General features: G+C 72.1%; 14 protein-coding genes. 2 read left to right on the top strand and 12 right to left on the bottom strand.

From position 1 onward, the window contains the following. Nucleotides 1–81: 81 nt before the first annotated feature. From IF88_RS0117840 to IF88_RS0117790, 11 genes are all read right to left on the bottom strand, one after another. Nucleotides 82–1,356, bottom strand: a complete 1,275-nt coding sequence (locus tag IF88_RS0117840) for a DUF1266 domain-containing protein (RefSeq protein WP_030712671.1) — start codon at nucleotides 1,354–1,356, stop codon at nucleotides 82–84. 422 nt (nucleotides 1,357–1,778) lie between these two features. Beyond that, nucleotides 1,779–3,989 (bottom strand): M48 family metalloprotease, encoded by a 2,211-nt coding sequence (locus IF88_RS0117835; protein WP_030712668.1) that lies wholly within the window; start codon nucleotides 3,987–3,989, stop codon nucleotides 1,779–1,781. 7 nt (nucleotides 3,990–3,996) lie between these two features. Further along, entirely contained in the window at nucleotides 3,997–4,719 is a 723-nt protein-coding gene (locus tag IF88_RS0117830) for a hypothetical protein (protein WP_030712667.1), read from the bottom strand. A gap of 274 nt (nucleotides 4,720–4,993) precedes the next feature. Then, nucleotides 4,994–8,545: an ATP-binding protein gene (locus tag IF88_RS42125; protein ID WP_051837089.1), complete on the bottom strand. Its 3,552-nt coding sequence runs from the start codon at nucleotides 8,543–8,545 to the stop codon at nucleotides 4,994–4,996. Continuing rightward, nucleotides 8,542–9,741 (bottom strand): hypothetical protein, encoded by a 1,200-nt coding sequence (locus IF88_RS0117820; RefSeq protein ID WP_030712664.1) that lies wholly within the window; start codon nucleotides 9,739–9,741, stop codon nucleotides 8,542–8,544. Before IF88_RS0117820 ends, IF88_RS42125 begins: the two co-directional genes overlap by 4 nt. Beyond that, on the bottom strand, nucleotides 9,738–11,432 hold the full coding sequence (locus IF88_RS0117815) for a dynamin family protein (protein ID WP_030712660.1): 1,695 nt from the start codon (nucleotides 11,430–11,432) through the stop codon (nucleotides 9,738–9,740). The genes IF88_RS0117820 and IF88_RS0117815 overlap by 4 nt, the downstream gene beginning before the upstream one ends. 170 nt (nucleotides 11,433–11,602) lie before the next feature. Further along, the gene (locus tag IF88_RS0117810) at nucleotides 11,603–13,693 is read right to left on the bottom strand and encodes a dynamin family protein (RefSeq protein WP_030712659.1); all 2,091 of its coding nucleotides are present in this window, start codon (nucleotides 13,691–13,693) and stop codon (nucleotides 11,603–11,605) included. Nucleotides 13,694–13,818: 125 nt separating this feature from the next. Further along, nucleotides 13,819–15,450 carry a hypothetical protein gene (locus tag IF88_RS0117805; RefSeq protein ID WP_030712658.1) on the bottom strand — a complete coding sequence of 544 codons (1,632 nt, stop codon included), beginning with the start codon at nucleotides 15,448–15,450 and terminating at the stop codon, nucleotides 13,819–13,821. Beyond that, nucleotides 15,450–15,983, bottom strand: a complete 534-nt coding sequence (locus IF88_RS0117800) for a hypothetical protein (RefSeq protein WP_030712656.1) — start codon at nucleotides 15,981–15,983, stop codon at nucleotides 15,450–15,452. The genes IF88_RS0117805 and IF88_RS0117800 overlap by 1 nt, the downstream gene beginning before the upstream one ends. Further along, on the bottom strand, nucleotides 15,980–16,699 hold the full coding sequence (locus tag IF88_RS0117795) for a hypothetical protein (RefSeq protein ID WP_158754439.1): 720 nt from the start codon (nucleotides 16,697–16,699) through the stop codon (nucleotides 15,980–15,982). Before IF88_RS0117795 ends, IF88_RS0117800 begins: the two co-directional genes overlap by 4 nt. A gap of 74 nt (nucleotides 16,700–16,773) precedes the next feature. Beyond that, the gene (locus IF88_RS0117790) at nucleotides 16,774–17,556 is read right to left on the bottom strand and encodes an RNA polymerase sigma factor (protein ID WP_078892955.1); all 783 of its coding nucleotides are present in this window, start codon (nucleotides 17,554–17,556) and stop codon (nucleotides 16,774–16,776) included. 320 nt (nucleotides 17,557–17,876) lie between these two features. Between IF88_RS0117790 and IF88_RS46565 the strand changes: the two genes are divergently transcribed. Both IF88_RS46565 and IF88_RS42120 read left to right on the top strand, forming a co-directional pair. Next, complete coding sequence (locus tag IF88_RS46565; RefSeq protein WP_158754437.1) at nucleotides 17,877–18,017, top strand: hypothetical protein; 141 nt, start codon at nucleotides 17,877–17,879, stop codon at nucleotides 18,015–18,017. A gap of 345 nt (nucleotides 18,018–18,362) precedes the next feature. Then, nucleotides 18,363–19,430: a helix-turn-helix transcriptional regulator gene (locus tag IF88_RS42120; RefSeq protein WP_051837087.1), complete on the top strand. Its 1,068-nt coding sequence runs from the start codon at nucleotides 18,363–18,365 to the stop codon at nucleotides 19,428–19,430. On the opposite strand, the gene IF88_RS0117775 is transcribed toward IF88_RS42120, so the two are convergent. Continuing rightward, the gene (locus IF88_RS0117775; RefSeq protein ID WP_051837085.1) at nucleotides 19,421–20,686 is read right to left on the bottom strand and encodes an MFS transporter; all 1,266 of its coding nucleotides are present in this window, start codon (nucleotides 20,684–20,686) and stop codon (nucleotides 19,421–19,423) included. The two genes, IF88_RS42120 and IF88_RS0117775, sit on opposite strands and share 10 nt — an antisense overlap. Between the last annotated feature and the right edge of the window lie 31 nt (nucleotides 20,687–20,717).

The following is a 20,717-nucleotide window of genomic DNA, read 5'->3' as shown; positions in this document are numbered from 1 at the left end:
GGGTCGCCCGAGAGGCGGGCGTCGACGGGGAGGTGTACGAGGTGCTCGCCGGCGCCGAACCGTGGCGCTGAAGCGGGATTCTCAGGTCCAGGGAAGCGTGCGCCACGGGCTGGCCGGGTCCGTGGTCAGGGCACGGTGGGTCGTGAGGACCGTCTCGTACCACTCGCCGAACTCCTCCTCGTCGAAGTGGAGGCAGCGGCCCAGGGCGTAGGCGGCCGAGAAGTCTTCCCATGAGCGGTAGTTGAGCTGCACGAGACGGCCCGCCTGGACCACGGCGGCCTCCGCCTCCTGCAGGGAGCACAGGCGGGCGGCGAGTCCCCAGCGGGCCATGCCGGAGGCCCGGCCGTAGTCCCAGGCTTCGACGCTGCGGACGAAGCCCCCCTCGGGAAGCAGGCCGTCGGCGCGGAACCGCGCCTCGTAGCGGGCGATGCGGCCGATCAGCCTTTGAAGGCCGGTCACTTGGTCCTCCAGCTCAGTGGCGGTGACGGTGCGGCTCGGGGTGACGCCGTCCGCGGTCAGGCGGAGTTCGGCGGCGGCCTCGGCGCGCTGGCGCACCACGTTCACCGCGGCCTGGCGCCAGTGGTCGACATCGACGGGCCCGGCGAAGTCCAGGGCCATGGCGCGGCGAAGTTGCAGGACGGACTCCCAGGCCCCGCTGACCATTGCGGCGCGCAGCAGCTGTTCCTGCGTGTCCTGCCAGTCCCTGCGGGTGGTGACGCCCCACCAGCGTTCCAGCGTGCGCTTTTCGTTGCGGTAGCCGCAGCCGTGGTAGGCCATCGAGTTCCAGTAGCGCCCGTTGTGCACGTTGATGTGCGCGCCGGCCGCGAGACCGAAGGCGACGTGGCCGGTGCGGGGGCCGCCCACCTCCAGGGTGTGGACGACGTCGGGGGCCAGCCCCGGCCGTTCGACCGGTGCGGAGTGACGCTGCCACAGGGCGCGGCCTTCCGGCCCGGCCGGCAGGACGCCCTCGCAGGGGCTGCCGGGGTTGACGACTAGGTAGGGCGGGTCGTCCTGGTTCCAGACTTCCGCGAACCAGCCCAGGTCGTAGCAGTTGTAGACCGGGTCGGCGACGGGCGGCGGCAGCATGCCGCCGGTGTAGACGGCCAGGCACACGGTCTGGGTCTGCGGGTTCCAGTAGGGGTGGAAGCGGGTGTTGCTCCCGTTCGCGTCGACGTACGCCCGCGACTGCAGCATGTACAGGTCGGCCCGTGCGACGAGGTCGTAGTACGCGGGCCAGTCGCCGCGCGCCTTCGCCTCGTACAGCCCCCGCTCGACCGCGCTCGGCGCCTGCCAGCCCCGCGCCGATGCCGTCGGACCGGGCACGGCTCCTTCCTCGTGACCTGCTGTCAAGCTCATGGGCAAACCCTAAGGGCTGGTCCAGTGCGGTCGGCGTGCCGGTCCCGCCGGGCGGGGGTCGACCGGGGCGAGGTCGTTGAGGCGCCGGATCACCGCCGCCGACGGATCGCACGTCCCATAGCCGACCGATCCGGCCGACGCACTGCGCGACACAGCAGGTCCGCCGAAGCACCAAGGGGGCGAGTCTTTGTCGAGCGCGCAAACCCGGGCCCCGCCCCCTGCTGGGCCGAGCAGGCCGCCCGCGCTCCGGCCGCCGCTCCCGCCGCTGGCCCCGCCCCGGCGCCCGCCGCTCCCGCTGCCGCGTCTGCTGTTGCGCCGTGGCTGCGTCGGCCTGCGCGACCCCGAGGGCTGAGGCGGGCCGCCCGCTCGACCTGATCTTCAGGGTCCGGCGGCGCCCGTACACCGGGTTCGGTGTTCCCGTTCTACGCGTCTTCGTCGCAGCGGCGCCCGGCCCGCGATGCCCGCCGTGGCCGTGGCAGGCTTCTGCGGTGGCGTAGGGCGTAGAGCGACACCGCGGAGGTCCGGCCGGCCACCATCACGCCGGCCACCGGCCCGAGCAGTATCAGGACTATGGGAACGGACGCCGATTGCACGGCAGCCGCTCCGCCACCGACCGCCAGGCTGACGGCGGCGCATCGGGCCCTGCGCCGGAACTCGGCGTCGTGCGGGGCTGCGGCGGCTGCGGCGAGGGCGGCGACGTGGCAGATCAGCCCCAGCGAGGCCACCAGCGTGAGGGGCGAATCGGGAGTGTCCACAAGGTATTTCGCCGCGATGCCGACGGCCCAGGCCGCGACAGCGGCGGTGATCGCATGAGCCAGCAGGAGCCGTGGTTTCGTCGTGTCCGGAGCCTCGACCCGTGTCACCGGCCCCTCTGGGAAGGGCACCACGGGAACGGGCCGTCCAAGCCGGCGGAGCAGGAACGGCAGCACCGCGCCGCTCAGCACGGCGACGCCGACCACCGCAGTGTGGAGATACGGTGCGGTCCCGTCAGGAAGGGCCGTCGGGAACCAGGCCAGCGCGGTGAGGGCGCCGTACGCGCCGACCATGGACGACGCCACCCGCGGACGGCAGACGGTGTCACAGACCAGGGCGAACAGTGCGAGGGCCAGGACGGAGAGTATCGCCGTCAACGCGAGGCCGAGCCCGACTCCGTCGGTGAACCGGTGCCACCACATCAGGCTGAGCTGCTCGGACCGGTCCGGACCGAACTCCTGCGTCGGATGAACCATGCATCCGACGCACAGCCCCGACCACAGGCCCCCTGTGAGGAGCGCCAGACGGCGTGTCAGCGCCGGGCCGTTGCGGGCGCCACCCCAGGCGGCCACCGTGTGCCGGATGCCGAGACCCAGCACGGCTCCGGCCGGTAGGAGCAGGGGGATCGCGAGCCAGGGGTAGACCGGGGAGAGGTCTACGACGTCGTCCAGGAATCCCACGTCAAACGCGATCATCATGACGTCATAGCTGTTTCCCAGCAGCAGGTTGATGGCGAACATGGCGATGCATCCCGTCAACGCCACTTCCCAGGCGTTGAGTTCGCCTGCCAGGGCGGGATGCCGAAGCGCCGCCCTGCGTCGTTGGAGTGCTGGATGGGTTGCGAACGGCCAGGTGGCGAGGCCGAGTTCCCTCCTGGCCGCCGCCGCAGGGGTCGTGCCGGTGATCACGAAGCGGGCCCCTCGGACGGTGGGGGTACGCTGCGCGGCCAAGCGGGCGAAGAACTCGTCGAGCTTCCTTCGGCGATCTTCCCCGGTGCCCGATTCTGTTGAACCGCTAACGGCGAACGCGTCGGCGTGCAGTTCGCGCGACTGGAGAAAGGTGTTGCGGGCCGCATAGAGCACGTAGGCGAGCAGGGCGAGATGGAACGACAGCCGAAGGAGGTACTCACCCTGACCGGCGTACTCGGACACGGCGAAGCAGAAGGTGGCGGCGAGCAGGACGGTGAAGGCACCCCACAGCGCGGTCACGCCGTGGGTGACGTCGAGGTCCCGGTGGCGGATGTGGCCGAGTTCATGCCGGATGACGACCTCGAAGGTCCCGGGGTCCTCGTCGAACAGTTTCTCCATGCCGCTCGCGAGCTCGATGTGCCGCTGCCGCACGTGCCCGAAGGCCACCGCGTTCCCCGTGTAGTCGGAGGCGTTCAGCCACACCCCGTGGACGCTAACCCCGGCCTCACCTGCATGCTGGTACACGGCATCGGCCAGGTCCGGACGGTGGCCGCGGGGCCTTCCGTGGCGCGGCGTGGGGTGCAGGCGGGTCAGACGGCGGAAGAAGATCTGCTGGTAGGGGCTGAGCCAGTACAGGACGAGGCCGCCGGCTCCCAACGCCCCCAGGGCCAGCCCTGCGCGGGACCCGCGCAGGTTCGGCGGCGGCGGGAGGCACTGCTCGTCCACGTAGCGCTTCAGGGCGGGCCTGTACTCCTCCGGCATCGGTCCCGGCAGCCAGACCGGTTGACGGGCAAGGATCCTTGCTTCCGTGGGGGTCATCGGCAGGGACAGCTGGAACTTCCTGATCGCCCCCGGAACGCAGTAGGCAAAAGTTTGTGCCGCCTGGTCTCGCTTGTCGGTGGTGGCCGGGAGGGCGATCGTGATGGCTGCGGCCATCAGCGCGGCACAGAAGAGGAGCGCTCGTACGATCACGCCGTGGTCACCTCGCCGCTGAATCGTCTCCGTACCTGCGCCCGTGCCCGTGACCTTCGCCGTGTCCGTCGCCGTGTTCGGTGTCGTCCCTCGGGGGCGTATGGTCCCCGCCGGGCGGCAGGGCCGCGGTGCCCTCCGCTTCGGCGGTGTCCGGGCTGCCGGCGCCCGAGGCCTCGGGCGCCGGCAGCCCGGTGGGATCCGGCGAGGACGGTCCCGCCGCCGCATCGGCGGCCAGCATCCTCGTGAGTTCCGCCAGCACGGAGTCGGCGATCTGTTCGGCCAGCGGCTCGGACACGTGGCGCCTGGCAGCCGCCAGCGCGGCCGCATGCCAGCGGGACAGCTCCGCGGCGGTCGGCGCCGGCGTGGCCTCCACCCGCCCGGCCTCCGGCTCGGACCGTCGCCAACGGCGGGACACCCGGCCGGCGACGCGCGAGGTCATCCTGCTCACCAGCTCGGCCGACATCACGCCGACCACCCCCGCCGCGGCCGACAGGGCGGCGGGGGTCACGACCTCGGCCGCCAGCCCGACGACATCGAGTGACAAGGGCCGGCGGCTCCACAGCCGGGGCCGGAAGTGGCTCTGGGCGCGCTGCTCGAAGAGGGGCAGCTCCCCGGCGGCCACCTCACTCACCACCCCCAGGGCCAGCCGGCGCGCGAGCCCGCGTTCCTCCCTGCCGAGCTGCCACGCACTTCCGGATGTGGCCGTGTTGGAGGTTTCCGGAGTCGTCATGAGCGTGTGTCATCCCCCCGCTGCCTTGCCGCGGACCGTCTTGCGCCGCGGCCTCCCGGCTCATCACCTGTGTGTCGTGGCGCATCTTCGAGTATGAGCCAGCCGCCGTGACCTGTCCGGCGATTGCCGCAGGAGCCTGCGCCCTCGACGGCGTCCGTCGCCCGGCGACAGCGCCTTCCCCGAATCCGCCGCGCTGGACCACCACCAGCGGGACGGAGCCGACGCCGGGCTCCTCATTGCGTCACATCCCGCTACGGCGGCGCCGGAGTTCCCCCTACGGAACCACCGGCCGGTCCGAACGCAGGGCGTCGAGGGCCTCCGTGGGGGGTGGCGCGCTGAGGCCGCGGTCGTAGGCGTTGGCAGTGACCGTCATGCAGTACAACAGTGCCGCACGGTCCTTTTCCATGGCCCCGCGGGCGGCCGGAGCGTACTCGTCGGCGAGGCGGTCGATCAGCAGTAGGCGGGACTCCAGCGGGACGGGGCGGTCCGCAGCGGCCGCGACCTGCGCCGCGTAGGCCGGGAGGCTGTCGGCGAGAAGCGCGAAGGGGCGACAGCGCGCGGGACAGTCCGTGCAACCGGGCAGTTCCCGGTCCGGCCGGCTCGCCACCAGCGCCACGAACTCGGCACGAGCCTGTTCCAGGCGAGCCACGGCGTGTGCGGTCAGCTCCGTGGCGGCCAGCCAGTCCTCGCACAGCTGCGCCAGGACCCGCGCGGCCCGGTCGCGTGCCAGCAGATGACGGCCGGTCTCGTCGCCGGTCGTCTCGGACGCGGCAGGCTCCGCAGGAGCCGCACCGCGTCCCGCGGCCACGGCCCGGGCGGGGACCCTCCGCGGGAGCGCGGCCAGATGGCGCTGCGCGGCCTGGGCGAAGGCGCAGTACGCTTCCTCGCCGTCGGCCGGAGCCTCGGCCCTCCAGGCGCTCCACGCCTCCCACAACTCCTCCGCCTGGCCGAATACCAGCCCTTGGAAGAACGGCGCCAACGCGGCATCCGCCGATCGACGGGCCGGCGGCCGGTCGATCCGGTGGAGCAGGGTGCAGGGGGACGGGCAACGGCGGCAGCCTCCGTGCCGGTGGAGGTAGTGGCGGTTGGCCTCGGCCGGTGCACCGGGGCGGCCGTCGTCGGTCTCCGGCCCTTGCGTGCCGCCCGCCGCCACGACCTCGTCCGCCTCGCGCATGGCGACGAGTACAGCCGATCCGATCCGCTCGTCGTGTACCACCGCCACCCCGGGCGGCAGCAGCCCCAGATGACGGCTCTGCCGGTCCGTCAGGTTCACGGCCGCCGACACCACCGCGCGGTCGTCGGCCGCCACGAGCCGGTGCAGGATCTTCACGTTGGAGTTCTTCACCACATCCGGCGCCAGCTTGACCGGCACTTGGTCGGCGACGACGAAGCCCTCGCCGTACGCGCGCATCTCGGCCAGCATGTCGGTGAACATGGACACCGCCTTGGCCTGCGGATCCCCCACCTCACCGCCGGACGGGCCGCGCGAGGCGCGCAGCAGCCGGTGTGCCTCCTCGATGAGGGTCAGGTGCCGCAGTCCCACGCCGGACGGGGCGGCATCGGTATCGGACCGGGCCTCCGCATGCTCGTACAGCATGCACAGCAACAGGGCCATGACGAAGGACTTCTCCTCGTCGTCTCCCAGGCCGCGCAGCTCGACCACGGCCGGACGCTCGAACAGCTCGGTCACCGGCACCCCGCGCCGGGTGTCCAGGGCCATGCCCTTGGTGCCGACGAGCAGGCTGCCGAGTCGGGACCGCAGGGCGGCTCCCATGTTCTGATGGACCTCACGCCCGTACGAGCGACGGTCCAGCACCTCTTCGATCTTCCCGTACAGGTCACCGACCGAGGGGATCAGCGCAGCACGGTCGGCCGCCGACGGGCGGCGCCCCAGAAGATCGTTGACGGAATACTGAAGGTCCCAGCCACGCTCGGTGTACACCTCGATCATGGCGTCCTCCAACACATACGACATGCCGGCGAACATCGGGAACGAGGCGTTGAACACCGCTTTCAGGAGATCCAGGTGGCGTGAGAGCGGGGTGCCCTGAAGAGGCTCGAACGGGTTGAGCCGCAGCGGCATCGGAGCCTGAGGCCCGATGCCGAAGACGCGCAGGCGCCCACGGAGGCCCGGATGCGCTGCCAGATGCCGGTACTCGGCCTTGGCCGGTTCGATGACCAGGAACGGCACGCCCAGGCCGGTGTACGCCTCCAGCAGCAGGTTCTTCGCCGTAGTGGTCTTGCCGTAGCCGGTCATCCCGGTGATGAACACATGCCGATTGAGGTCTTCGGCGGAGACTGCCACCGACTGGTGCACGCCGCCCCGGCTGTCCAGCAGCCTGCCCAGCGTCACCGGACGGTGCTCCACCTCGGGGGCGACGAGCGCGAACTCGGCGCTCTCGCGCATCGGCAGCCCGGGCACGGCTCGGCGCGGCAGCGCGAGGAGAACGGCCAGCTCGGTGGAGGTGATGTTGGTGGCCAGCGCGTCGAACGCGGGACCGAGCGGGTGACCGGTGCTGCCGTCGGCGGGCGTCAGGGCCAGGACCTGCCCCTGCAGAACGGCTTCGCGCAGCAGGGCGGGCGGCAGCCGTAGCACCCGCAGCGGGTCCAGAGCCGTGCTCTCGCCGCTGCAGATACCGCGCAGCGCTCCGGAAAGCGACTCCAGCACGCCGTCGCTCTCCGCCGCGAGGTAGACCGCAGTACGCCACCAGCCCTGTGACCGGGCCGCCTCCAGTCGATCGATATGGCGCTGGAGCAGCCGCTCACAGGCTTCGGCGGCACCGTTGAGCAGCTCGCTGCTCTCGCCGAGCGACCGGCTGCTGCCCGTCGTCCCCGAGGGGGTGCTCTGCGGTACGGCCGTCGATTTCGCAAGCCCGCCCAGTGCGACGGACAGCGGGCCGACCCGGCCCAGCGGGCGCAGCATCGCCGCAGCAGGGGCGAGCGGCGGGACCGCCGCCGCCAGCGCGCAGAACACCGCGATCCTGCTCAGCAGCGCGGGCAGCGCCTCGGCACCCGCCTGGGGGAGGGGCATGGACGTCGAACTGCTGCTGCCCTCGGTACTGCTGACCGTACGCCGGACCAGCGCGTGGATCTCGCTGCGGATCCGGCGGCAGTGGTCCAGCGTGGCGTCCAGAACGGCGGCGGGCAGAGGCTCGGCGGCGACCACGAGGGCGTAGCGCCCGTCGACGGCGGAGGTGAGCCGGTCCAGCGACTGGAACGCGGCAGGGGAGAGCCCGGACGAAGGCGAGGGGATGCCGGTGACTACGGCGAGCGCGGGGGCGGTCCGCAGGAACGCGGTCAGCTCCGCGTGCGTACCCTCGTCGGGCTGGTGGGCAGGGCCGAGCCGCAGGCCGGGGACGTGAGCACGCAGTGTGCCGGTCTGCCCGTGCAGGAAGTCCTCCGTGGAGCCGGCCGAGACCCCGGGGATCCGTCGTCCGCCCCAATGGACGCGGTGCACGGTACCGGTGCCGTGCACCGCCACGCTCAGTACGTGTCCACCGCTGTGGCAGGAATTCAGTACGTGGGGCAGAGCCGCGTTCCAGTCCTCACCGGGGACGGGTGCGCCCAAGGCCTCGACCTGGTGCAGAAGCGGGCGCGGTGCGGATCGCGCGGGTCCTCCCACGGTCCAACGGGCGGCGTCGAAGTCACCCAGGTACCGGCGTTCCAGCAGGCTGAGCAGGAGTTCGGCCACGTCTTGGTCGGGTCGGCGATGGTCCGCCGGTTCGGCGTATCCGGAGCCGCCTCCCCGTACGGCGCGCGGCGGTCCGGTGGTGGCGGGGGCGGCGAGGAGCGCCGCGTCGGCCTCCGGCCCGCTCGAGGGAGTCATGGACGCATCCACGGTGGGAGCACCTCCAGAGGGTCGGGGCAGCGGGAATCGGGGGAGAACGGCCCCGACGGCCCGGATCCTGAACGGTCGGTGGACGGGGTGGACGAGGCCGCGTTGGGGCCGCGGTCCGGTTGTGCGGGGATCGCGGGGACGGCGCCGACGGCGTGAACGGCGTACCCCGCAGACGGCACGGGCGCGAAACAGGAACGCAGCAGCGGCCACCAGGCCGCGCCGGCCGCGAGATCGGTCGCCGGCTCGGGGCCGCACCACACCGACGCCCCTGCCGCCGGATCGGTGAGCGCGGAGCGCATCGCCGGCCAGACGGCGCCCGGCCCGCCGAGCACCACCGAGGAAGGGTGGGGCACGGCCGCACGGGCGGACTGCCGGAGCAGGTGCAGGCCGTCGGCCACGGCCGGGTCCGCCGCCAGTTCGGCCCCGCGCACCACCAGCGGGGCGAACAGCCTTTCGGCGTAGGCGCCCTGCCACTCGACGGCGTCGGCCTGCGCGAGACGGGCCGCGCACTCCTGGACGCCGTCGGCCAGAGCCAGCAGATCGGCGGCCGGGGCGTCCTCGCGGCACCGCGCCAGCACCTGACCCACGAGGAGTTCCGTCCATTCGCCCCCGCCGTACGCAAGTACGGTGTCCGGTCCGGTACGCGTGAGGACGAGGGGTCCGCCGTCCGACCGGATCGCACGGAAGGGGGCGAGTACGCTCCATCGCTCGCCCACCGCGACGGCCAGCAGCGCACCGGTGGGCAGCGGCTGCCCGGGCGAGGCCAGACGTCGGCACAGCAGCGCTTCGGCCGGTCCGACCCGCAGGGCGCCGCCCAGTCCCGCCTCCTCCACGTACTCTTCGGCGTCGGCAGGTGTGCCGGGTCCGGCACACAGCACCACCCGGTAGCCGGGCGCCGGGCCCGCACGCTCCGGGAGCCCCAGGTAGCGCGCGACCCGGTCGCGCAGTCCGGTCAGGAACTCGGCGTCCCACGGATCGCGCCGCCACTCCAGCAGGCGGTCCGCGGTGGCACGCCCCGAGGCCAGGGAACGCTGGGCCGCCGCACTTCCCCACCCCAGACCCTCGCCGTAGGCATGGGGGATCCACACCCGCAGCCCATCGCCGACAGGCAGGGGCCGACCGCCTTCCAGCAGCGCCGGTACCGTGCTGCTGTGCTGCACGTCGACGCCGAGGAATCCGCTCATCGCACCGTGGCTTCCCCGGTCGCAGCAACGAGCTGCTCCACTTCTCGGCTCAGCAGCCGGTGTGCCGCCTCCAGGCAGTCCACCGGGGCGGGGTCGGGATCGGCCGGCGCGGCTGCCACCGGGCAGCAGCCCGCACTGATCTCGTCGAGCGCGGCCTGGCGCCGCTGACACAGCTGCTCGGCGGCCCGAACCGCTGCCGCGCGGACGTCCGCCTTGACCTTGGCCCGGTCGGGCATGGCCGCCTCCGTGGCAAGTTTTGCGGCCTGCACCGAGGCCGCGGCTACGGTGACTGCCGTGTCGATGTGCCGCAGGGCCTTCCAGGACAGCTTCGGAATCATCGTCCCCACCCGGCTGCTGACCGCGGAGCCGAGCCCGTCGGTGGGGGCCTCCGGGAGCTTTCCCGCCAGTCGGCCCGTGACCTCGACCAACACCCGCTCGGGCTCCAGGATGTCCAGCAGCCGCCGTGTTCCCTGCGTGCCCGGCGGCTTGTGGTGGTTGAGTTCGGCCGTCCTGGCCACGGCCTCCGCGAGGCCGGAGGCTTCCTGTCGGGCCGCCGTGCGCAGCCGTTCGGTGAGCCGGTCTCCGTAGCTGCCGTCCCGCAGCACCGGGCCCTGGTCCAGCTCCGCGGCGATCTCGTCTCCCGCGGTCCGCGCGTGCACCGCCACCCTCTCCAGCATCCGGTCCACTTCACCGCCGACGGTGTCGAGGAACCGCCGCCGGGAGGTGTCGATGGCTGTACGGGCCACCTCCGCCTCGACCATCAGCTGCCGGAACAGCGCACGTTCCGCGCCCAGTCGTTCGGCGGCTTCCTGTGCGGCCGCCTCGAGGATCCGGGACGCGCGGGCACGGCGGGCGGCGAGGGCCGACGCCGTGGCCCGGTCGGTGAGCCGGCTCACCAGGGCACCGGCCTGGGGGCCCCCGAAATGGTCCGGGTGCGCGGCGGCGGCGCGGGCGCTGACGAACACCACTTCCGGCGGCAGCGCACCGTCCAGCGCGTACTCCAGGCGCTTGAGGTGGGCTGGGGCGCGGGTGTCGAGGTAGCGCTGCCACTCCTCGGGCGTGTCTTCGTCGAGGAAGACGTTGACCAGCAGCGCCAGTGACTCGGCGCCGTGACGTTCGCGGTATTCGCGCAGGAAGTCCTCCTCGACGGTGGCCATCGGCTGGCGCGAGTTGAAGACCCACAGCAGGAAGTCGCCCTGGGCGGCGATGTCCGCCGCGCGACGGGTCATGGCCGGTGTGTCGTTGATGCCGGGGGAATCGACCCAGCGTCCGCCGTCCGGCAGGGGGGAATGGGCGAGTTCGACGGTGACGGTCCGTGCGGCGCCCACCACCTCGAAGCGGTAGGACCCGTCCGGGGCGACGAGCGTGACGGCCTCCGTGATGGCCTCGGTGGTGGCGGGCACCTCGCGCCGCCCGTCTCCGTCGCAGACCGTGACCCGGTCTTCGGGGCCGGGACTGATGATGCAGGCGATGCCCGTCTCGGGGTAGTCGCTCACCGGAAGCAGGGCGCGGCCCAGCAGCGTGTTGAGCAGGCTGGACTTGCCCGCACTGAAATGACCACCGAAGACCAGGGTGACGGCCGGACGGTTCATCACCGCGGCGGCCCGGGCGAGGACATCGGCCACCGAGTCCCGGTAGGGCTGACCGTGATGGCGGGCGAGAGCGGCATCGAGCGGGGACGGAAGGTTCACGGCTTGTCGCTTTCGTCGTCCGTGCTGGACGGGTGCGGGGACGGGTGCGGGGAGGGGTACAGGGGAGGGGGTGCGGTGGACGGGGCGACCGGGAGGCGTCCGTGCGACAGTTCTGCCGCACCGTGCGGCATGGGTGCGCCGGCGGGCGCCTCCCGGCAGGGCAGGCCAGGTCAGATCTGCTGAGCCGTGCTGATCGCCTTCTGGAGCTTCAGCAGGTGCCCGGAGACCGTGGACCGGACCGCGTCGAGACGTGCGACCAGCAGGTCGCGTTCGTGCTGATCCCGCTGGTTCTCCTCGACCATCGCCCGGATGTGCTGCTCCTCCTCGCCGATCACGCCGTTGATCTCGGCGGTGACCACCCCCTCCAGTTCCTCGAAGGAGGCCCGCACCCGAGCGCCCAGGTGCGGCGCGAGCTGGCCGGGCAGATCCCGCAACAGGCCGTCCGAGTCCGTCGCGAGCCGCCTCTTGAGCCGCTTCTCCAAGTTGATCCCTCCGCCGACGGCGCCGCCGAGCAACGAGGCGGCCAGCAGCACCGGCACCACCAGCGGGGCGGCCGGGCTCACCCCGAGCAGCCCGAGCACCATGCCCGCCCCCAGGACGCCGCCCGCCCCGCCGAGCGCGCCGCGGAATCCGGACGTACCCCCGCCGACCGCGCCGCCCAGCCCGCCCAGGGCGAACCCCGCGACCATCGACAGAACCCGCTCGGCCGTTCCCACCAGCGGTTTCCGCTCCGGCTCCGTCTCCCAACCCGTCAGCCGCAGATGCAGTTCACCGAAGCCGTCACCGATCGCGGCGATCTCACCCTCGATGTCATGCGCGAGGTTGCCCAGGATGGGCTCCAGCACGCGCTGCGCCTCGACGTCGGCCCAGTCGGCGAGCTGGTCGGTCACGTACTGCTGCACGGCCTCACCGATGACGGCGGCGGCCTTCTTCTGCTGGAACACGCCCAGCGCGAGGTTCATCTTCACCTCGACGGCATCGATGTGGGCCGGCAGTCCGTCCCGCATCGACGCGATCCGGGAGGCGAAGCTGACGGCCAGCACGGCTTCCGCCTCGGTGCGGTAGCGGTTGAAGAGCGCGGGCAGCAGGGCCGGCCGGTTCCTGATCGACGCCATCGTCGGCAGAAGCTCGGTGTACGTCTCGCGCAGCCGCACCTGGTCGGTACGCGCGGCACGCATCCGCTGCGCGATGTGCTGCTCCACCGATTCCGCGGAAGCGGCTGCCACCGTCGTGTACTTGGTCAGGTGTACGTGGTGGCGGTCCCGCAGCAGGAAGTCGCCGAGACGCCGCTCCAGGGCGGCCAGGCCGGACTGCTCGACGAGTTCCGGCTTCCCCTCGTAGACCCCGGAGCGGGCCTGGGCCGCGTCCACGAAATAGATGTCACGGGACGTCAGGTCCTGGCCGGTGTACGCAGGGCCTTCCTGGTAGTCGCGGATGTATTTGTTCCACACGTAGCCACGCAACCGCTCGTCCACGGCCCGGCCGTTGAACAGGTTGACCACCGTGAAGACACGGGTGCCTTCCTTGACGAGAGCGCCCGCGTTCATCAGCTCGCCGTGGCCCATCAGGATGTCGCTGCGGTAGACGAGGACGGCGGCGTCGCACCGCGCCGTGGCCTCCTGGGTCACCTTCGTGCGGGTGGGGTGCTCGTCCAGGCCGGGTGAGTCGTACACGACGACACCCGCCTGGCAGAGCCGGGAAGGGAAGCCCATTTCGAACTCCCGGATGGTACGGAAGCGCCGCGAGGTCTCCTCTTCGTCGATGTCCAGGGTGGACTCCCTCAGATATCGTTCCAGCGTCCACTTCTCCGAGGATCCGTCGAACCCCCACCGGGTGACGTAGGGCTGCTCGGCATAGCACACACCGGTCAGCGTGGCGGTGGCCGGCAGGTCGTCGACCACCATCGGGCCACTCTGGCCCCCCAGGTCGACGGGTCCGGTGGTGCCGCCGAGCAGGGCGTTGAGCAGCGTCGACTTCCCGGTCTTGAAGCGGCCCATCACCATCAGGTTGAAGGTGTCGGAGCGGAGCTGGGAGGCGATGGTGGACAGGCGCCCCGCGGTCTCCCGCATCTCCAGTTCGCGGGCGACCCTCGCCAGCCCCTCGATGGCCTGGTCGGCCTCGTCGCGCGCCTGTTCCGCGCCGCGGCGCATCATGTCGGCGAGTTTGCTGCCGGTCTGAGCGCCGTTGGCCTGAGCGCCATTGGTCTGCGTGCCGCTGGTCTGCGCGGCACTGCTTCCGGTCGAGCTGAACGTTTCGGACACGGCTTTCTTCCCTCCCTGTGTCCCGGGCGGTGACCCGTGAACGGTCGGCCCGGTGATACCTGCTTGTCTGCCGGCGATGCCTCTGCGCGGCGGGTCCCGGCTCCTCCCGGCGGCCCGCGCGGGGATCAGCGCCGTGTCGTCAGGGCGGCGAACCTGTCCTTCAGGTCCGCCAGCTCGGCAGCGGCGGTCGTGGCGCTTCCGGCTTCGGCGCGGCGGGGTGCCGGCGGCCCGGCTTCCACCGTCGGCGCCTTTGCTTCCAGCTCGGCGACGGTCCGTGCGTACTCGGCCTCGGCCGCGGTCCGCATGGCCCCGCCCAGCTCCCGCATCGCCCCCGTCGCAGCAGCGGCCAGCTCGTCCACGCGGTCGCGGACCACGCGGCTGCCATGGCGTGCGGCGTGGCCGAGTCGCTGTTCCGTCCTGTAGCGGTGTACCGCCACCCCCACTGCGGCTCCGGCACTCGTCGTCAGGAGGATGCCGATGGCGCCGAGGGAGAGCCCGGTAGCCGCTCCCAGCACGCTGCCGGCCAGTACCTCACCGGCGGGCATTCCCGAGCCCGAGGACGGCCGGCCAGGGGCCGACGCGCCGGACCGCGGCTCCCACGCGGACTCGTCGAGTGGCGTCCGCGCGGCGCCGGCCGACCTGTCCGGGGGGCTCATCGCGTGGGCGACGTACGCGGCGTCGATCCGCTGCTCCATCTCGACGCGGGCCAGGTCGGCCTTGGCGGCGCGGGCCCGGACGGCAGCCCGGGCCGTCGCGGCGTACGCGGCGATCCCCCGGTCGAGGTATTCGGAGACCAGAGCGTCGACGCCGGCACGGTCGGGGACGCGGTCCCGGTGCTGCGTCAGGTGGCGGTCGAGCCCGCGGAGCAGATCCTGCTCCATGGTGCGCAACCCCGCCTCGACCTCCTGGCAGCCGGCCTCGACCTCGTGGTCGAGGACGCGCTGCAGATCGCGGTACGCGTCGTCCAGCAAGGCGCGGGAACGGGCGGCCGCGGCGGCCGCAGCCTTGCCGGCCCCGTCGTCGGGGGACGTGTCCCGCCGACCGGCCACGACCTCCGAAGCGAGGTCGAGCAGGCGGGCGATCTCCCTTTCGAGCAGCGTGGTCCCGGACGCTGTGTCCTCGGGGGAGGGGGGAGAAGGAGAGGCGAAGGAGGCGAGGCGGGAGGCGTCGGCGGCCAGCCGTTCGCCGAGTCCTCCGTCGGCGGTGGGCGTGGCTTGCGGCCCCGACCACAGGAGCAGCCCCGAGACCGGAGGAGCTCCGCTCCCGTCGTCCAGCATCCGCAGGAAGCGGCCCTCCACCAGCGCGACGTCGGTAGAGTCTGCCAGTTCCTCGGCACCGGTTAGGACGACGGCGATGGTGCCGGCGGGACGTGTTGCCAGGTCCGCGGCGGCGGCCAGCTCGTCCGGGCCGAGCAGCTCGGCACACCCCATGGCCAGGAGCACGCGGTCCGCGTGCAGGGACCGCAGAGGATCTGTGTACAGGTCGGCCAGCGCCACCGTGGGCAGGGCCGCGGCACCGGACCGTCCGGCCGGGAGCGCTTCGGCCAGCCCGGAGACCAGTGCCTCGGAGGAGACGGCCAGCAGCAGGCCCGGGCGGTCGGCCCGCACCTTGTCGGCGGCGCACGCCACCGTGGGCCAGCTGTGCCGGTTCGCGGCCTGCTCGATGTCGCCCACCAACGCTGTCAGCTCCGTTGCCGCGGTCTCCTTCCGGTCGTTGTCGTGCGGGGGATTCGTGCCTGCGGTCCGGTCGTCGGACATCACCGCTCCAGCCAGGAGAAGAAATCGGGCGTCAGGTCCCGCGCCCATGGGGTGAGTTCGGGGGCCAGGAGCAGCGGCAGCATCGACGCCAGCTCCGCGCGGTCCCCGGGATCGCCACTGTTTGCTGCGAAGAAGTCGGGCAGGCAACGGTCGAGGAGATTCTCCAGCAGCCGCTGGTCCTCGCGCAGTGCGGAGATCGGCCGGCCTGTCGGGGCCACGGTCACGGGCCCGCCCGACGCCCCCGAGGCCAGCGGGAGGGCCCGCGTCGTCGCGTACACCAACACGGCCCCGCCGCCAGCGGCAAGCGCCCACCACCGGTCGGGTGTGTCGACCTGGAGAGGCTGCCGGGGGCGACGCAGTGCGGGCGAGGCGAAGACGGCGAAGCCGGGTACGCCCCAGCGCAGGGTGGGCAGGGGAGGCGAAACGAAGTGCTCCACCGGCACCTCGGAGCGCCGCAGCGGATGCTCGGCGAACTCCTTGCGGATCTGCTCGTACGGGCGACCGGGGGTCTGCGGGACGTGCGGGGTGTTCACTGCGCAATCCTTTCGCTGGGCGTGGCCTCGGTGACGCGGACGCGGTCGGTGACCACACAGCTGCCGCCGCTGTGCAGCCAGGCGTCGGCCATCGTCGCGGCATCCACGAAGCGGGCGGCCTCTCCGCTGCCGCTGTCGTTGAGGTAGAAGCCCTGGAGCCGTCCGCTGAGCGGGTCTCGGGCGGCGCCGATCGGCAACGCGGCATGGTTGGGGCGGCCTGCCTCGTAGTAGTTCCCGTCGTCCCACAGCACACCGGCGTTGACCGCGATGATCACGCCACGCCCCTCCTCCAGGTGTGAGGCCAAGTCCTCTAGTGAGGTCGCCTGCTCGGTGTGGGCCGGAACGCCGAAGTCGCCGAGCAACTGGGCCTGTTGCTCCAGCGTGGTGCCACCGCGGGCCGCGAGACTTCCGTCGGTCTGGCAGAGACCGTTCTCGACGGCGTGCCGGACGACGTCCGCCTCGGTGACGTCGAGCCCGAACTGGCGCAGCACTCCCTCGCAGGAGCACAGGCCACAGGTGCCCTGGTAGCCGTAAGGGTTGTCGCCCTGCTGGTGGGCGTGGTCGGCGAAGGTGCCGACGTCGCCGAACACGATGGTTTCGGAGCCGTCGGGCAACGTGTCGAAGTAGTGGGGGACGTCCGCCTCTACGTCGGCCGGCCAGGCGTGGATGTCGGACAGGATGTCCGTGTGAGGTTCCGGGGGTGGTGCCTGATCCACTGTCCCCTCCTGCATCTGATGGGCCCGCTGCAGCACGGGCCTTCATCGCATTGGACCCGGTGGGCGGGACGCCATTACCGGTCCCGGGAAAGTTCTTCCGCGACTTTCGCGCAGCCGCCCCGGAGCAGGGCCGCCCAATTCCGGGGCCGGTGGCCGGGGGAGCGGTCGAGGACCATCTGGCGGAACGTGTCGGCCTCGTCGGGAGTCAGCGGTTCGCTCCGGGTACGGCGTGCCGCCCGCTCCGCCGCAGCTGACAGCTCCTCAGGCGTGCCCAGCAGTTCGGGATGGTGGAGGAAGAGGGCCACCCGGAACTTGACGACGCCCCTGCAGTGAGCCACCGCGCACCGTGAGGCGGGGAGGCCCAGCTCGTCGCCCAGCTGGGCCCAGGTGGAGTCCGGCCGACGTAATCGGGCCAGCAGCACGGCGAGTTCGGTGGCATTGACCTCACCGCGTGCGTGTGCGCCCCGGGCGGCTTCTGCCAGCCAGCCGCCCTCCGCGCGCCCGACGGCGGGTCCTGGCGTCGCCGGCTCCGCCGCCTCCGCCGCCCAGGGAGGATCCAGGGGCAGCGGTGCCTCGCGTGTCCTCAGCCGCTGCCGTCGAGCGCCGGCACGGGCGGCCTCCCGGCGGGCGATGGCCATCGTCCAGGTCAGGAACGCGGCGTCACCACGAAAGTGCGCGAATCCGCGCCAGGCGCGCATGGCGACGGCCTGAACCAGGTCCTCGGCCTCTTCCCGGCTGCCGGTCGCCCAGCGGGCGTACGTCAGTAACTGCTGCTGCACAGCTGCCCATTCACGCGCGAAATGCGCATCCACCCGCTCCTGGCCGCGCGGAATGCCGGCCGGCCGTCCCATGGACATGTGGAGTCCCCCTCCCCAGTCCCCCACCCTCGGGCGGTGATACCGGGCTTCAGAATAGGAAATGCCCCTCTGCCTGTGCAGCGATGAAGAAAATGAGTCCCCTATTGATCGCTTCAGGCGCAGTTGTGATCAGAGGTTGACAGTTGGGCATGGTGGGGGTTGGCATCAGAGGCCTTACCGTGGGCGCCGCGCCGAGCGCCCGGCGGCGGACCGACTCAAGGTGCACCGGACAGCCCCTGCCGGCTGCTGCTCTGGCATCCCGGGGCCCGCTCTTCGCGGCATAGGACGCCTCGCCGTCGTCCCGTCCGCACTACCGCGTCGTGAACACCCGGAACGACGACGTGGCCTATCTACGGCTCCAGGACGGGACATCGATCTGCCTGCCGCCGAATTTCGACACCGTGTTCGCCAACGCCTACAGCGTCACCGGCATAAAGATTTCCAGCCGCTCCACCTGCTGATGCTCGAACGGTCGGCGGACGCGGGCGATCGCGTCCGCCGCCGGACGACGGGGCAGGCGGGCAGCCTGAAGCGCCGAACCTGTACGACGGGAGTCGCCCCGTCGCCTCGCTTCCCCAGGCCGGGCGGCCCCCATGACCACCGGGTGGTGCTCCGCGAGCAGCTGGTCCACGACTGCCGACAGGACGAAGTCGCGGCCGACTGCCGACCGGGCCTCAGGCGCCGTCCCGTCCCCCCGGAGGGGGTACCGGACATTCCGTTTTCCGGGTACGGCAACTTAGCTCGAAACGGGTTAAGTTGACCTCCCGCCCGCAGTGTGAGCGGCAACCCGAGAGACAGAAACAGGCATGTACGCGAAGAACGAAACCGGGCAGGTACGGTCGGCGATCGGCGGGGGCGGGGAATTCGCCCGGGGCGCGGGCGGAAACCAGGAAATCCCGGAATCGGCGCGGTGGTTCGAGGCCCTCGCCTCGTACGCCCCTGCGCCCGCCTTCATCCGCGACGGACAGGGCCGGTACCTGTGGGTGAACGCCGCCTACGCCCACCCGTACGGCATGGAACCGCAGTCCGTGGTCGGCCGGACGGTCGAGGAGATCGACGCCCCCGACGACGCCGCCATGTTCCGGGCATTGGATCGCGAGGTGCTGTCGTCGCGCCGTCCCGTACGCCACACCCTCGTCTTCCGGCACCCCGACGGTACGCCCCGGCAGGTGACCGGGTACCGGTTCGTCCTGGACCTCGGCCGGGGCCCCCGCGTGGGCGGCATCTACACGGACGTCACCGACCAGGCCCGGGCCCTGGAGGACAAGGCCGCCGCCGCCGAGGAACTCCACGCCCTGTGGGAGCGTTCGGGCCTGGCGATCGTGACCCTGGACCTGCGGGGCCGCGTACAGCGGGTCAGTGGAGGAGTCGCGGAACTACTCGGGGGTGACCGTGCCTCCCTGGAGGGCAGCCGCGCCATCGGGCACTTGCGCGGGGACCCCCGGGCGGTGCGGCACGCGTGGGCGGACCTGGTCACCGGCAAGGCCTCCCGGCGCACGTGTTTCCCGATCTGCGGGACGGCCTCCGGCGGGAGCAAGGTGCTCCGCGCGGATCTCGCGGTGGTCAGGCGCCGGGGGGCTCCCGACCGGGTTTCGGCCGTACTGACTCCGCGCAGCGTCGAGTTCGGCGCCCCCGTCCAGGTCAGCCCCGTGCAACTGCGGGTCCTCTCCCTCGTGGCGGGCGGCCGGTCCAACGGAGCCATCGCCACCGACCTGGGACTGTCGCGCCAGGCCCTGGACTACCACCTGCGCCGGCTGCGCGTCGCGCTCGACGCGGACTCGCGTCCGGCCCTGGTGGCTCGGGCCTACACCCTCGGCATCTTCGACAGTAAGGTCTGGCCGCCGCGCGCGGCCGTCCCGCCGTATCAGGGCTGACCGGCTGCCCGACGTACGCCGTCCCGACGCAGCCGCCCCAGGACGACGCCCACGACGAGCAGCAGCAGACAAGTGCCCGCCGCCGCGTGTATGAGGAGCGCGTCGAGCCGGTTCGCGGCCAGGTAGGCACCGACGGCCAGGGCCACCACCGCGCACACGCCCCGGTCGATGATGGACTCCACCGACAGCAGGGTCGCCCGGTAGGGGGTCGGCGGGATGGCCGCGTTGATCAGGTTGCGTTGCACCGGGTACGCGAGGCCCGCCGCGGCGGCGAACACGCACAGCCACAGGATCGTGCCCAGGCCCCCCGACAGCGTGGTGGCCGCGAGCGTGATTGCCATGACCACGCTGAGGACGGTCACCACGGTGGCGTCGGCCAGTCTGCTCCGCAGCCAGCCGGTTCTGGCCGAACCAACGGCCTCGGCGACCGTCATCGCCGACAGCACCGCACCATGGTCGGCGACGGGGAGGTCCTTTTCGAGGAGCAGCGGTTGGAAGAGGTTGACCTGGCAGATGCGGGCGAGCGTGAACACGGCCACGCCCTGCACCATCAAAGGGCCGAGGGACCGTGACGTTCCGAGCACCTTCGCGGCCTGGCGGGCTGAATCGAGGAGCCCGACGCGCTCCGCAGGCGGCTGGCCGCCCCCGCGGGGCGCCGCGATCGCCGGGAGGGCCGCGGCGCAGGCCAGCGAACCGAGCGTGGAGAGCGCGGTCAGCACGTAAGGGGCCTCGTGCCGGACGTGCATCAGGACGCCGACCAGCGGCCAACAGGCGATCTTCGCCCAGAGGCCGAGCGCCCGGGCGGTGCCCTCGGCCTGTACGTAGTGCTCGCCCGCGCCGTGCTCGTGCAGGTACTCGTACAGGTAGGCGCTGGAGGCCCCGGACACCAGGGAGCGGGCGGCCGCGATGGCCAGGAAGTGCGCCATGAAGCCCGCGAAGGACGGCGAGGCGACCGGCAGGAGGTTCGCGGCGGTCATCGCGGCCGCCCCCAGCTGCATACAGCGACGCTGTCCGATGCGGTCGGCGATGAAGCCGGTGGGTATTTCCAGCAGGCAGAACGCCACGTAGTAGACGCTCTGGATGCCGAAGATCTGACTGTCCGAGAGGCCCGCCTGCTTCTGGTACTGGTAGAAGACCGGCATCCACCACAGCAGGTTGAACAACAGCTGGAACCCGTTGTTCAGTCGGATCACGCGGAGCACCGCGGCGGGCGGATGCACGCGGCGTTTCACGCGCGTACGCAGGGAGATGGGCATGGGTGACCTTCGGGTGGGACGGAACGCGAGG

This window comes from Streptomyces sp. NRRL F-2580 (assembly GCF_000720115.1).
In the GTDB taxonomy this organism is placed as follows: Bacteria; Actinomycetota; Actinomycetes; order Streptomycetales; family Streptomycetaceae; genus Streptomyces.
The sequence above is the reverse complement of the archived record's forward strand: the minus strand, read 5'-3'. Positions and strand labels throughout refer to the sequence as shown.

Coding starts and splice junctions, on each gene's coding strand:
- IF88_RS0117840 (WP_030712671.1), bottom strand. CDS start 1,356: ATGAGCTTGACAGCAGGTCACGAGGAAGGAGCCGTGCCCGGTCCGACG.
- IF88_RS0117830 (WP_030712667.1), bottom strand. CDS start 4,719: ATGACGACTCCGGAAACCTCCAACACGGCCACATCCGGAAGTGCGTGG.
- IF88_RS42125 (WP_051837089.1), bottom strand. CDS start 8,545: ATGACTCCCTCGAGCGGGCCGGAGGCCGACGCGGCGCTCCTCGCCGCC.
- IF88_RS0117820 (WP_030712664.1), bottom strand. CDS start 9,741: ATGAGCGGATTCCTCGGCGTCGACGTGCAGCACAGCAGCACGGTACCG.
- IF88_RS0117805 (WP_030712658.1), bottom strand. CDS start 15,450: ATGTCCGACGACCGGACCGCAGGCACGAATCCCCCGCACGACAACGAC.
- IF88_RS0117790 (WP_078892955.1), bottom strand. CDS start 17,556: ATGTCCATGGGACGGCCGGCCGGCATTCCGCGCGGCCAGGAGCGGGTG.
- IF88_RS42120 (WP_051837087.1), top strand. CDS start 18,363: ATGTACGCGAAGAACGAAACCGGGCAGGTACGGTCGGCGATCGGCGGG.
- IF88_RS0117775 (WP_051837085.1), bottom strand. CDS start 20,686: ATGCCCATCTCCCTGCGTACGCGCGTGAAACGCCGCGTGCATCCGCCC.